This window comes from Paenibacillus methanolicus, assembly GCF_008124765.1.
GTDB classification, from domain to species: Bacteria; Bacillota; Bacilli; order Paenibacillales; family Paenibacillaceae; genus Paenibacillus_Z; species Paenibacillus_Z methanolicus.
This window is the reverse complement of sequence record NZ_VNHS01000013.1, coordinates 194,292-206,369: the sequence shown is the minus strand read 5'-3', so window position 1 is coordinate 206,369 and position 12,078 is coordinate 194,292. Positions and strand designations below refer to the sequence as shown.

12 protein-coding genes are annotated in these 12,078 nt (G+C 60.3%); 3 read left to right on the top strand and 9 right to left on the bottom strand.

Annotated features, from left to right (window positions below):
- Positions 1 to 110 precede the first annotated feature (110 nt).
- From BCM02_RS30225 to BCM02_RS30215, 3 genes are all read left to right on the top strand, one after another.
- Positions 111 to 1,070, top strand: a complete 960-nt coding sequence (locus BCM02_RS30225; protein WP_148932878.1) for a ketoacyl-ACP synthase III — start codon at positions 111 to 113, stop codon at positions 1,068 to 1,070.
- A gap of 209 nt (positions 1,071 to 1,279) precedes the next feature.
- Positions 1,280 to 2,362, top strand: coding sequence for a glycosyltransferase family 4 protein (locus BCM02_RS30220; RefSeq protein ID WP_148932851.1), 1,083 nt, complete (start codon positions 1,280 to 1,282; stop codon positions 2,360 to 2,362).
- Positions 2,363 to 2,431: 69 nt separating this feature from the next.
- The gene (locus BCM02_RS30215) at positions 2,432 to 3,148 is read left to right on the top strand and encodes a glycosyltransferase (protein WP_148932850.1); all 717 of its coding nucleotides are present in this window, start codon (positions 2,432 to 2,434) and stop codon (positions 3,146 to 3,148) included.
- A gap of 64 nt (positions 3,149 to 3,212) precedes the next feature.
- Here the strand turns inward: BCM02_RS30215 and BCM02_RS30210 are convergent, their stop codons facing one another.
- The 9 genes from BCM02_RS30210 to wecB form a co-directional block, all read right to left on the bottom strand.
- Positions 3,213 to 3,794, bottom strand: coding sequence for a hypothetical protein (locus tag BCM02_RS30210; protein ID WP_148932849.1), 582 nt, complete (start codon positions 3,792 to 3,794; stop codon positions 3,213 to 3,215).
- Positions 3,795 to 3,962: 168 nt separating this feature from the next.
- Positions 3,963 to 4,745 (bottom strand): SDR family NAD(P)-dependent oxidoreductase, encoded by a 783-nt coding sequence (locus BCM02_RS30205; RefSeq protein ID WP_148932848.1) that lies wholly within the window; start codon positions 4,743 to 4,745, stop codon positions 3,963 to 3,965.
- Between the two features lie 106 nt (positions 4,746 to 4,851).
- On the bottom strand, positions 4,852 to 5,343 hold the full coding sequence (locus tag BCM02_RS30200; RefSeq protein WP_148932847.1) for a GNAT family N-acetyltransferase: 492 nt from the start codon (positions 5,341 to 5,343) through the stop codon (positions 4,852 to 4,854).
- 754 nt (positions 5,344 to 6,097) lie between these two features.
- A complete protein-coding gene (locus tag BCM02_RS30195; protein ID WP_148932846.1) occupies positions 6,098 to 6,898 on the bottom strand; it encodes an undecaprenyl-diphosphate phosphatase in 801 nt (266 codons plus the stop codon).
- A 563-nt stretch (positions 6,899 to 7,461) separates the two neighbouring features.
- A complete protein-coding gene (locus BCM02_RS30190; RefSeq protein ID WP_148932845.1) occupies positions 7,462 to 8,187 on the bottom strand; it encodes a glycosyltransferase in 726 nt (241 codons plus the stop codon).
- Positions 8,188 to 8,209: 22 nt separating this feature from the next.
- Positions 8,210 to 9,175 (bottom strand): NAD-dependent epimerase/dehydratase family protein, encoded by a 966-nt coding sequence (locus tag BCM02_RS30185; RefSeq protein WP_148932844.1) that lies wholly within the window; start codon positions 9,173 to 9,175, stop codon positions 8,210 to 8,212.
- The gene (locus BCM02_RS30180; RefSeq protein WP_148932843.1) at positions 9,172 to 10,002 is read right to left on the bottom strand and encodes a dTDP-4-dehydrorhamnose reductase family protein; all 831 of its coding nucleotides are present in this window, start codon (positions 10,000 to 10,002) and stop codon (positions 9,172 to 9,174) included. Before BCM02_RS30180 ends, BCM02_RS30185 begins: the two co-directional genes overlap by 4 nt.
- On the bottom strand, positions 9,999 to 10,982 hold the full coding sequence (locus BCM02_RS30175) for a polysaccharide biosynthesis protein (protein ID WP_148932842.1): 984 nt from the start codon (positions 10,980 to 10,982) through the stop codon (positions 9,999 to 10,001). Before BCM02_RS30175 ends, BCM02_RS30180 begins: the two co-directional genes overlap by 4 nt.
- Positions 10,972 to 12,069 carry a non-hydrolyzing UDP-N-acetylglucosamine 2-epimerase gene (gene wecB / locus BCM02_RS30170; RefSeq protein ID WP_148932841.1) on the bottom strand — a complete coding sequence of 366 codons (1,098 nt, stop codon included), beginning with the start codon at positions 12,067 to 12,069 and terminating at the stop codon, positions 10,972 to 10,974. The genes BCM02_RS30175 and wecB overlap by 11 nt, the downstream gene beginning before the upstream one ends.
- Positions 12,070 to 12,078: the final 9 nt, after the last annotated feature.

Sequence of the window (12,078 nt, the reverse complement as noted above, 5' to 3'; positions counted from 1 at the left end):
CAAACGAATTTAGGTAAAGTGAAGGTATTAGAACCAGGTACTAATAGTAGATACTAAAACTAAAGGAGCTGATCGCCGTGCAGACCCCTTCCTTCTTCTCCAACGCGCGCATGACCGCATTCGGAAGCTACGTCCCCGAGCGCATCTTGACCAATGCGGATTTGGAGGCCATGGTTGATACCAATGACGAATGGATCGTACAGCGCACCGGCATCCGCGAACGCCGTATCGCGGCCGATGATCAATTTTGCAGCGATTTGTGCTTTGCGGCCGTGCGGGATATGCAAGCGCGTTACGGTACCGAGCTGTCGGACGTCGATTTCATTCTTGTCGCCACCACCACCCCGGATACGTTCTTCCCGAGCATGTCCGCGCGCGTGCAAGCCGAGTTCGGCATTGCGGCCTGCGGCACGGCGGACATCCAGGCGGCCTGCGCCGGATTCGTCAGCGCCCTGCAGCTGGCCAACGGCCTGCTGCTGACCGGCGTCCACCGCAAAATCCTCGTCATCGGCGCGGAGACGCTCTCCAAGGCGACCGATTACGAAGACCGCTCCACCTGCATCCTGTTCGGCGACGGCGCTGGGGCGGCGCTGCTCGAGCGGAGCGATGAAGGAGCGCTGCTCGGCTCGTATGTCTCCACCTCCGGCGATCGCAACGCCAATCTGTATCGCTCCAGCCTGTCCGCTTCCATCGACGGCAAGCCGATCGCGACGAACGGCAAAATCGTCCAGAATGGCCGGGAAGTGTATAAGTGGGCGGTTACGAACGTGCCGAAGGGCGTATCGGCGCTGCTTGAGCGTTACGGCTACACGCCGTCCGATCTCGATTGGTTCGTGCCGCACAGCGCTAACATGCGCATCATCGAATCGGTCTGCGAGCGCACGGGCATTCCGGTCGAACGGACGCTTGCCAGCCTCGAGACGCGCGGCAACACGTCCGCCGCCTCCATCCCGCTCGCGCTGGATATGGCCATGAAGGACGGCCGGCTCAAGAACGGCGACCTCGTGCTGCTGTACGGATTCGGCGGCGGTCTGACGGAGGCGGCGCTGCTGCTGCGCTGGACGCTGTAGCGTCTTCTTCCCCGCCGAGACTTCCTTGGCTCATTCATGCTATCGAAATAGCCCATCCGAAGCTGCGACCGCGCTTCGGGTGGGCTATTCCGCATTCTCCTGCGATGAATGGAGCGGCTAAAGGGTCATATATCCAATCGGGCGCTAGATTCCCGCGCATAAAATAAGAGGTAGAGATAGCCATTTCACGCCAAAAGGAGACGCCTCCTATGAGATTGCTGTTCACGTTCTTCATCCCGAGCGGCGGGCTCGAAACGCTGAACCGGCTGCGAAGCCGGGCGCTTCGGCTGGCTGGCATCGAGTCGCATCTGCTCTATCTGCGGGACGGGGCCGGCCGGCAGAATTTGACGGATACGATTCACTTCATTACGAACGACGACGGCGACATCCGGTCGATTCTCGAGGCTCACGACTACGACGCGATCATCGCCTCGTGCGACCATCTAATGCCGCCTCGCTTGCGGGGCCTAGGATACGAGGGACCGATTTTGTACGAGGCGCAAGGGCTTGGCGATCTTCATGAAGCAACGCAAACGCTGATTGATGCCGGTCCGTGGCTCCGCGGCTATACGCAGGCGATCATCAGCCCGCCCACCGCGCACTTGATGGAATTGTTCAATACCCTATTCCCGGATCTTCCTAGGTTCTACATGCAGAACATGGTCGACACGGATCGATTCGCTCATCGGCCCGCGCCGTGGCTTAATCCGGAAGGCAAACCGGTCGTCAGCTGGATCGGCAGACTGGAGCCGAACAAGAACTGGCCGCTCTTCCTGTATATCGCCGGCGAGCTTGCCAAGCGCAAGCCGGATCTGCAGGTGTGGATGTTCGTCGACGAGAACCTCGCCCAGGCGGGCGAACGGGAGCGATTCCAGGCGCTCGTCCATGAGATCGGGCTTGGCGGCCGGCTCACGATCCGCTCGAACGTGCCGCACGATCAGATGCCGCTGTATTTGTCCGCGACCGGCGATTCGCACGGCCTGCTCATATCCACCTCGAATACGGAAGGATTCGGCTATGCCGTCGCCGAGGCGATGGGCTGCCGCTGCCCGGTGCTCGCGACCGATTCGGACGGCGTGCGCGCGTTTATTACCCCCCACGTCACCGGCAAGTTTTTCGCGCGCGGCGATATGGAAGGCGCGGTCCGCTCCGCGCTCGAGCTCATGGACAACCGGGCATCGGCGGAATCGATCCGCGAGGCGGCCGAGCGGCACATTCGGGCCGGGTTCTCTCTCGCCCGCTATGCCATGGACATGGTGAATGTCCTGACCGCGCTGGGCATTCGCCGATGACGACGCCGACAAACGACTTTCCAACGCGCCGAACGGCAAGACCATTACAAGGAATAAGAGGTGAACGGAATGACGCCTAAAGTGTCGATCATCATCCCCTTTTACAACGACCCCTTCATCGGCCAGGCGATCGAGAGCGCCCTCGGGCAATCGTACGGGAATATCGAAGTGATCGTGGTGGACGACGGCTCGACCAGCAACCAGCATTTGATCGCGCCGTATATGCACCGCATCGTCTACCTCGGCAAAGCCAACGCCGGCACCGCGAGCGCGCTGAATTACGGCATCCAGTCCGCCAGCGGCAAATACGTCGCCTGGCTCAGCTCCGACGATCGGTTCTACCCGGACAAAGTGAACAATCAAGTCATCTTCATGGAGAGCGTCGGCGCGCAGATCAGCCATACCGATTACGACGTCATCAACGAGCACAACGCGGTAACCGCGCATCGGGCAGGCTTGAAGTACCCGACGGCCAAAGCCTTCATCCAGGCGCTGCGCCAAGGCTGTCCGGTGAACGGCTGCACCGTCATGATGACGAAGAAGATCGTGGAGGAGATCGGCTATTTCAATCCGGGGCTCCCCTATACGCACGACTACGAATTGTGGATCCGGATGGTGCTCTGCCGCATCGATTTCCACTATTTAAACGAACCGCTCACCGCGTACCGCCGTCATACGAATATGGGCACGGTAAGACATTTCGACCGGATTATGGACGAAGCCGGCTCCGTCAACCGCGCCTTCGCGCCGCTGATGGATACGTTAATAGCCCAGCTTCCCGACTAGGGGGCTGGGCTTGTTTTTTGTATTTCTCCGGCATGAATGACGCGCGCTGTGCCGTCGTTTGCGGTTATTTGGAGACGATGACCTTCTCGGACACGACGTGCATAGCCGTATCGCCGACGGGCTGCATATGGAAGCGAACCTTGTAATTGCCGCTATCCGCGAATTTGTAGCTGATCACCGGGGTATTAATCCAGAAATCTTCTTTGCCCTTCTCGGGGAACGCCTTCTGGCCCGCCTTGCGTTCCTCGATCAGCGTCTCGCCGCCGTCCGGGGCGGTCAATGTCACCTTGAACGCGGCGAGGTCCGTCTTGAGCGAATCGATCTGGGCGAGCACGTTGAAGGAGATCTTGGCGCCCTTGTTCACCTCGCCGAAAATAGAATCGCTGTCCTTCGTCATCATATGTACATTGGGCGTGTAGATCGACACCGTCTGTTTCTTGCTATCCAGGCCGACGATGCCGCGCAGCTGATCCCGAATCAGGTCGACCGACAAATACAGCCCATCCAGCGCCTTCGCGCCGCCGCTCGGCGCTTCGGTTCCGTTCACGACAACCCGTATGCTCTTCGCGATGGGATCCGCGTATACGAGACCGGCGGTACATAGACTCAGCGCGGTCATGCCGACGAGCAAGCTTCTTACTTTCATCGAATCCTCACCTGCCTCATCATCTCATGTGTATATGATTACTAATTTACCATAAATATCAAACTATGATAACCCTTTAATTGTTAAAATCCTTACACGCAAAAAAACCATCAGAGGTTGTCCTGATGGTTGCGAGGTTTTGAGGGGGGACTCGCTTGCTTGCACCCTCTACAACACCGCGGCCGCCCCGCCGTCGATATTCACCGAGGTGCCCGTTACGTACGAGGCCGCGCCCGATACGAGAAAAGCGATAACGTTCGCCGCTTCCTCCGCGTTACCGATACGGCCGAGCGGAATGCCGTGCTTCGGATCGGAGGCGAACTGCTCCCATGTCTGCTCCGGCGCCTTCGCCTGCCACATGCGCTCGATCTGATCGCTGCGGATGAGCCCGATGCACACCGCGTTGACCCGGATGCCATCTTTGGCCAGGTCCTTGCTCATCGCCTTCGTCAACGCGAGTCCGGCCGCGCGGCTGACCGAGGTCGGCAGCGAGGAGGCCGACGGCGTCTTGCCGCCTACCGCGGCGACGTTGACGATCGAGCCTCCGCCGCGCTTACGCATATGCGGAATGACTGCCTTAGCGAAATGAACGGCGCCGTAAAGCTTCAAGCCGAGGTCCGCATCCCATGCTGCCGTCTCCACCGACTCGAAGGGCGCCGCGGCCGATGTTCCGGCGTTGTTCACCAGAATATCGATGCCGCCGAACGTCTCGATCGTCCGCGCGACCGCCTCGCGCACCGCTTCCTCCGACGCGACGTCCGCCGAGATCCGAAGCGCTTCGCGCCCCGTGGCTTCGGCGATGCGGGCCGCCGCGCGGTCCAACGCCTCCTGGCCGCGCGCCACGATCGCCACGTTCGCCCCTTCCGATGCCAGCCGAATAGCGGTCGCCAGCCCGATGCCTTTGCTGCCGCCCGTTACAATTGCCGTTTTGCTGCTCACGCCAAGATCCATATCCATGCCTCCCGATCGATTTTCACTCTATTATTCCATAAGTTTCCGGAAGCCGTCTACGAGGCAAAAAAAGAAAAAACCACCGGACGTGCGCGGCGGTTGTTCGTTAGGCAGGTTGGAGTTGAAGCACTTTCCGCAGCGCGACGACGGGTACGCTCGTGCCGTCCGGCTTCTGCTCGAGTTCTTCGCCGAGGACGCTGTATCCGATCGAATCGTACAATCGGATCTGCCGAGGCGCGTTCATGCGGACTTTGCACGTGACGGTGTTGCGGTTGCAGCTGGCGGCATATGCCTCCATGAACCGAAGCAACGCTTTGCCGATGCCTTGCCCTTGCTTGCCGGGGAGGACGGACAGCTGATGGAAATCGACGCCGTCGGTTTCCTTCAGCGCGAATCGGACCGTCGCGACGGGCGAGCCGTCTTCTTCGTCGAACGCGATGATCGCTTTCTCGCCGCCTTCCAGCGCGAGGGCGATCTGGTCTGCGGTCTCGATCGGAACGGCTAGTGTCGTTGGTTCTGCTTTATCGTAAAGGAAAGCCTGGATCATCACCTCGTGAATGACCGGCGCATCATGGGAATCCGCGATTTTATAAATCAAAGGAATGCCTCCTCGTCGAGTTTGTTTGTATAAATATACAACACAATTAATATTAATTCAACCAGACGAATGTAAAGGTTACGCAAACCGTCGCGGACCTTTCCCTCCCCCTTCCCCCTCCGCAATACTGTTAGGTTAAGAAGGGCTCCGCCCTTTTGAACCGACTTTTGTGGATCCCTCCTCCCACCTCCTCCGCCGAGGAGGCTCCAAAGGGCTTTGCCCTCTGGACTCCCGCCTTCGTGCTGCCACGATGGTTCGCGGTCGGCGGATTGGCTTGTGTTGGGCACGCTTTTGTCCTGGCGGACAAAGCTTCAGTGGGAGGTAAGTCCTTCTTAGAATGTTGAAGCCTGTTAACCGTTGGTCACCGGTGGATTCACCAGGCGTTTTTCCTTAACCTGACAGCATTGTCCCCCTCCGCCGAGGGGAACCAAGGGCTTCCGCCCTATGGACTCCCGAAAGGGACGCACCTTCTACGCGGCCGGCGTTGATGTGTTCGGTTTGAGGGGAGCCCGCTAGTCCTTCGGACTGGCTTTTGTTCGAGCTTCGTTCGTTACGCTTTGCCTTGGGGTGGTACCCTGCAGTGGGGATGCGCTTGATACGGCTCCGAGCTGACCTTCGCTTTCGTCCGCTTTCGCGGACACGCTTTACGTTTTTATCCATACCATGATTCCCAAAGCTCCTATTCAATGAAAAAGAGGCCTGCCGGCTTCATGGCCGGCAAGCCTCTTTTGCGTGACGAAATTCAACGATTCCCCTACATCAGGAACAAATAGAACACGATCGCCAGGACGAAGCGATAGAGGGCGAACCACTCCAGCTTCAGCCGCTTGATCAAATTGAGGAACGTGACGACCGCGATCATCGCGACTACGAAGGCGGCGATGAAGCCGATGACGAACAGCGTCATATCGTCCGCCGTCAAATATTCGCGGCTGTCGTACATGTCGAGCACCGTCGCGCCAAGCATGACCGGTACGGAGATCATAAAGGTGAAGTCGGCCGCCGCCTTCTGGCTCGTGCCGAGCAGCAAGCCGCCCGAGATCGTGGAGCCCGATCGCGAGAAGCCCGGCCATAGGGCCAAACATTGGAACATGCCGATGCCGAACGCTTGCCGGTATGTAATATTATCGCTCTCTTCCGCGGTAACCCTGCGCTTCGCGCGCGCGGCCACGATCATAAGCACGCCGCCGACGACGAGGCCGATGAGCACGGGGCCCGGTCCGAAAAGCTGGTCTTTGATGACGTCCTTGAAGATCAAGTACACGACCAATGCCGGAATCATGGCCAGCACCAGGTGAACGGCATTCAGCTTATTTTTGTCCGAGAAGTCGAATTTCAATAAGTCCCGCAGCATGTCCATGTAGCGTTTGAAATAGAGGACGAACACGGCAAGGACGGCGCCCAGCTGAATAACGATCTTGAACGTATCCGCCGCTTTCCCCTCAAAGCCGAGCAAATGCCCCGCCAAGATCAGGTGGCCCGTGGAGGAAACAGGCAAAAATTCGGTCAATCCCTCCAATAGTCCCAACACAATCGCGCTAATAATGTCGTACATACGATTCCTATCCGCCTTTCTTCTATCTTTTGCGTTCCGGCCAACTTACTGACGAACGAGACCCGGCGAAAGTTTGCCGGCGCAAACCTATTTTACGATTATAGCACGGTCAGTCCTAGGAAAACCTCATCTTCAATACCTGTTTTTTGCAATACAAGAATTTATAAGTCTCACGTTTATTCATACATCTTGTATTTCTCTTTGGCTGAATGCTGCGTTCCCAATCCTTGGATTGTGAACGCAAACCAATCAGCCTTGAATGCTGCATTCCCAATCCTTGGATTGTGAGCGCAAGCCAATTCGCATATCCGGAATGTAACGCGCCGCGCCGCTAAAAGACGGCGACAGCCGTTTCACCTTGCATGTTTCTCGTAAAAGGGGCGTGCATGGGAGCTCGGGCTCGTAGTGGACGCCGGCCGTCGGGATTGGATAAAACGCCAAGAAGCGCAGTAGGCGGCGGGAGGCGCCGAAGCCGTCTTCCCGCGCCGCGTGCGCCGCCGGTCATATCCCTTGCATGGTCGCGGTTGCCGTCCGCTCTGGCTAGGCGGAACCGCCGTCTATCGCTATCGTCCGATCAAATGGCTCGTGAACGCGCTCCACCGGCTCGCGTATGTCGTCTGCGTCTGGCGGATTTCGCGCGAGATCGCCTCCTTATGCAGGACGGTCCCCATGCCCGCGTGCCAGCGGTACGCCGTGAGCGGCTCCGGCAGCAGCAAGAACGGGAAGCCCGCCAGCATGACGCGGTACCAATAATCCAAATCGTGGGTGTATCTCAGTCGTTCGTCGAACTCTCCGATCTGGTTGTACAGCAGCTTGCGCATCATAACGGTGCAGCCGTTGACCGGATTGGCCGCGTGGAAGGCGCGATAGAATTCGGGCCCAGCGGGAGGGGGCGCGATCCCCTTCTCCGCGATGCGGCCGCCCTCGTCGATCAAGTCGAAGCCCGTATGGCTGATCCAGCTGCCGGACCGCTCCATCGCCTGTACCTGGCGGGCGATCTTCTCCGGATAGAAGCGGTCGTCCGAGCTAAGCCACGCGACGTACTGGCCGCTGGCAAGCCGGAAGCCGTAATTGAGCGCGCTCGCCGTTCCTCCGTTCGCCTTGCCCAAATAGTGGATCCGGCTGCCGTAGCGCTCCAGCAGATCGGCATGCCGCGTCGAACCGTCGTCCACGACGATGATTTCGATGTCGTCATACGTCTGCGCCAATGCGCTGTCCACAGCCTCGGTAACATAAGAATCGTTATAGAACGGTATGACGACCGTTACAGTTGGTCCGGCTACTCCCATCGTTTGACGGCTCCTCCTCGTATTAGACGTTCGCCGCGCCGTCCGGTTCGCTGCGGACCAGACGGCGCATCTGTTCCAGCGTATCCCCGGCCGACTGCGCCAGCGGGATCGACGGCGCCCAGCCGAGCGCGGCCAGCGCCGACGTATCCGCCGGCAGCGGCGAAGGCGCGGCCGAGCTGCCGACCTCGAAGGCGAGCGGCACCCGCGCAAGCCGCGCGAAGCTATCCGCAAGCTCCCCGAGCGTAATCATGCGGCCAGACGCCAGCGGATAGACGCGGCCGGGTTCGCCGCCGGCTAGCAGCAGCTCATAGGCGCGGATCGCGTCCCGGACGTCGAGCATATCGCGGCGTTCGGTGCCGGAGGAGAGGCGAAAGGCCGGCGGCGGCTCCTGCCCCCGTTCGGCAGCCAGCTCCGTCTCGGCCGCGTAACGGGCAAGCAGCGCCACGATGCCGCGCGAACGGCCGGGACCGATTAAGTTCCCCGGTTCGGCCACGATGACGTCCAGCCCGTACATCGCCGCCCAGCTCTGAGCGGCGAGCACTTGCAGCGACTTGCTCAATCCGTACGGATGCGGCGGCGTCGGCGCCTGCGTCCCTGACGGCAGCCGGTAGCGCAGCATCGACCCGGCCACGACGGCGCGGACCGGCCTCCCGCTCGCCCGGATCGCCTCGAGCACGTAGACCGTCCCCATCAGATTCGCTTCAAGCGCGGACGCCGGATCGTCCCACGACGGACCGACCGCGTTCACTCCCGCCAAATGGATGACGGCGTCCGGCCGCGCATCCGCGACCAGCGTCTTCACTTCGGAAGGCACGGTAAGGTCGGAGGCGCGCCATTCGACGCCCTCCGCCCCTTCCGGCATCTCGCCCGGCCGCGGCAGACGACGCACGGCCCCGGTCACGCGCCAGCCCGCCGCGGCGAAATGCGCGCAGGCATGCTCGCCGCAGAAACCGCCTGCGCCCGTAATCAACAGGCGAGGGCGGTTCATCGCGCGGCCATCCACTCGGCCAGCTCGCGCAGCATGACCGCATAGCCCGGCGCTTCATACTGCCAATCGTCCCGCGTCGAGACAAGCGAACGGTCGAGGAATATCCGGCTGTCCGGCACGATCGTCACGTCATCGCGTCCGAATACCTCTCGGAATATGCGCAGCAGCTCCAGCTTGCTGACCGTCTCCGCGGCCGTCAATTGGACCAGGCCGCCGATACGCGGTCTTGCGATCGCGTATTCCACCGCCTTCGCGAGCTCCAGCGTCGTCACTCCGTTCCACATCACCCGCGCGTAGCCGCTCACGGTCCCCTCCTGCTTCAGAAACCATTGCAGCAGGCCGATGCCGTTCTGGCGGATCTCCGGTCCGATAATCGACGTGCGGATCGTCAGATGCCGCTGATCCTTCACTTCGCCGAGCGCCTTGCTGCGCGCGTAGACGGTCGTGCCTTCCGGTTCGTCGGCCTCCGTGTACCGCCCTCGCTCCCCGCTGAACACGCAGTCCGAGCTAATATGAATCAATCTCGCGCCGATCTGCTCCGCCTGATGGCGCAGCCAGTGCGGCAGCAGACCATTCACCTGGTAAGCGAGCAGCGGACGGTTCTCCGCGTCCTGATTCAACACGCCCACCGCGTTCAGAATGACGTCGGGACGGACGGACGAGACCAGCGAAGCAACCGCTTCGCTGTCCGTCACCTCCAGCCGAAGACCCGCTGGGTCATCGGCATCCCTCGTCGTGTACTGCACCTCATATCCGGGTTTGCTCCCGAAATAGGCGCGGAACATGTGGCCGGCCATGCCGGTCCCCCCGACGATCAGCAATTTCATGCAAGGAACCCCCCGCGCACAAGCATCGCCTTGATCTCCTCTTTGCTCATCAGCATTTGGCTGGAGCTGAAGCTGTCGAACTCGACGGCCGGATACGGCTTGTAATGCTCGCGCAGGCCCGGGATGTCGAGCGGCGGCAAAATGACCAAGTATTCGTCGTCGTACACGACCGTGCTCGTGCTTTCGAATTCCGTCAACAAAATTTCGTGCAGCTTCTCGCCCGGACGAACGCCCGTCTCGACCATTTCCGCCTGGATGCCGAGCGATTCCATGAGCACCTCCGCCAGATCGACGATCCGGCACGTCGGCATCGTCATGACGAAGATTTCGCCGCCCTGGCTCGATTCGCTCGCCTTGAAGAGCAGTTCGATCGCGTCGTGCAGCGTCAAGAAGAAGCGCGTCATTTTCATGTCGGTGATGCGGACTTGGCCTTTGGTCTTGATTTGATTCATGAACAGATGCACGACGCTGCCGTTCGTCCCGAGCACGTTGCCCCCGCGGACGCAGACGAATTTCGTATCGGAGCGAAGCAGGTTCGCGTAGACGATGAGCTTCTCCCCGATCGCTTTGGTCATGCCGTAGAAGTTGGACGGATTCGCCGCTTTGTCGGTCGAGATGTAGATGACGCGTTTCACTTTGTTCGCGATGGCCGCTTCGATGACGTTCTGCGTGCCGATCACGTTCGTCTTGAGCGCTTCGTACGGCTGGTCTTCGCACACCGGCACATGTTTCAGCGCCGCCAGATGGAAGACGTAGTCGACCTCCTCGCACGCCTTCACGAGCGCTTCCTTATCGCGAATGTCGCCGATGCAGAAACTGAGCGCCGGATGCTCGAACGCGCGGCTCATCGCCACCTGGCTCGACTCGTTGCGGGAGAAGACGATGATTTCCTTCGGCTGTTGAGGCAGCAGCTGGCGAATCAGCTCGTAGCCCCAGGATCCGGTGCCGCCAGTGACAAGAATGCGCTGATTAGTAAACATTCCATTTCCCTCCAAGCACAAATTTGACAACCTTATCCGAGACGTCTTTCGCCAAATAACCTTCCGGGCATTCCCAAGCGGCCGGCAGGGCCGTCATGACGGCAACCGCCTCTTCGATCCGCTTCGCGTCCAATCCGCACACGACGTTGCTGCCGCAGTCGACCGTCTCCGGGCGCTCCGTCGTCGTGCGAATCGTCACCGTCGGGACGCCGAAGATGCAGCATTCCTCCTGCACGGTGCCGCTGTCGGTAATGGCGCACTTGGCGAAGCGCTCCAGCGTGACGAAATCGAAGAAGCCGAGCGGCTCGTGGAAGGACACGCGCGGGTCCATCGCCGCCTGCACGCTTCCGCTCTCGATCCGCGATTTGGTCCGCGGATGAATGCTGCAGACCAGCCGCGTATCGAACCGGGCGGCGACGCGATTGAGCCCTTCCAGGATGCCGGAGAGCCGCTCCGGATCATCCACGTTCTCCGCGCGGTGCGCGGTTACGACCATGTAACCGCCGGGCGCAAGGCCTAGGTCGGCCAGTACCGTGCTCGCCTCGATCTGCGGCATGTAGTGGGCGATGACTTCATTAATCGGATTGCCGGTCTGCACGATGCGGTTGCTCGGGAAGCCTTCGCGAAGCAGATTGCCTTTGCTGTAGCCGGTATACGGCATATTGATCGTCGAGACGGCGTCGATGATCCGGCGGTTCTTCTCTTCCGGCACGGCAAGATCGTAGCAGCGGTTGCCCGACTCCATATGCACGACCGGGATGCCCATCCGCTCCGCGACGATGGCGCAGAGCGCGCTGTTCGTATCGCCGAGCAGCAGCACGACGTGCGGCTTGTGTTTCGCCAGGATGCGCTCGATCTCGCCGAACATGACCGACAGCTGACCCCCGAGCGTCTGCATGCCTTGACCGAGCATGTAATCCGGCTCCCGCAAGCTAAGTTCGCTGAAAAAAATGTCGCTCAGCGTGCGGGAGAAATTTTGGCCCGTGTGCACGAGCACGTGCTCCTCCGCCAGCGCATCGAGCTTCGGTATGATGCGGCTGAGCCGGATGATTTCCGGCCGCGTTCCCAGAATCGTCACTACGCGCATATGCGTCAT

Excerpts from the sequence above, each read along its gene's own strand:
- BCM02_RS30225 (WP_148932878.1), top strand. The coding sequence starts at position 111 with ATGACCGCATTCGGAAGCTACGTCCCCGAGCGCATCTTGACCAATGCG.
- BCM02_RS30220 (WP_148932851.1), top strand. The coding sequence starts at position 1,280 with ATGAGATTGCTGTTCACGTTCTTCATCCCGAGCGGCGGGCTCGAAACG.
- BCM02_RS30215 (WP_148932850.1), top strand. The coding sequence starts at position 2,432 with ATGACGCCTAAAGTGTCGATCATCATCCCCTTTTACAACGACCCCTTC.
- BCM02_RS30210 (WP_148932849.1), bottom strand. The coding sequence starts at position 3,794 with ATGAAAGTAAGAAGCTTGCTCGTCGGCATGACCGCGCTGAGTCTATGT.
- BCM02_RS30205 (WP_148932848.1), bottom strand. The coding sequence starts at position 4,745 with ATGGATCTTGGCGTGAGCAGCAAAACGGCAATTGTAACGGGCGGCAGC.
- BCM02_RS30195 (WP_148932846.1), bottom strand. The coding sequence starts at position 6,898 with ATGTACGACATTATTAGCGCGATTGTGTTGGGACTATTGGAGGGATTG.
- BCM02_RS30190 (WP_148932845.1), bottom strand. The coding sequence starts at position 8,187 with ATGGGAGTAGCCGGACCAACTGTAACGGTCGTCATACCGTTCTATAAC.
- BCM02_RS30185 (WP_148932844.1), bottom strand. The coding sequence starts at position 9,175 with ATGAACCGCCCTCGCCTGTTGATTACGGGCGCAGGCGGTTTCTGCGGC.
- BCM02_RS30180 (WP_148932843.1), bottom strand. The coding sequence starts at position 10,002 with ATGAAATTGCTGATCGTCGGGGGGACCGGCATGGCCGGCCACATGTTC.
- BCM02_RS30175 (WP_148932842.1), bottom strand. The coding sequence starts at position 10,982 with ATGTTTACTAATCAGCGCATTCTTGTCACTGGCGGCACCGGATCCTGG.
- wecB (WP_148932841.1), bottom strand. The coding sequence starts at position 12,069 with ATGCGCGTAGTGACGATTCTGGGAACGCGGCCGGAAATCATCCGGCTC.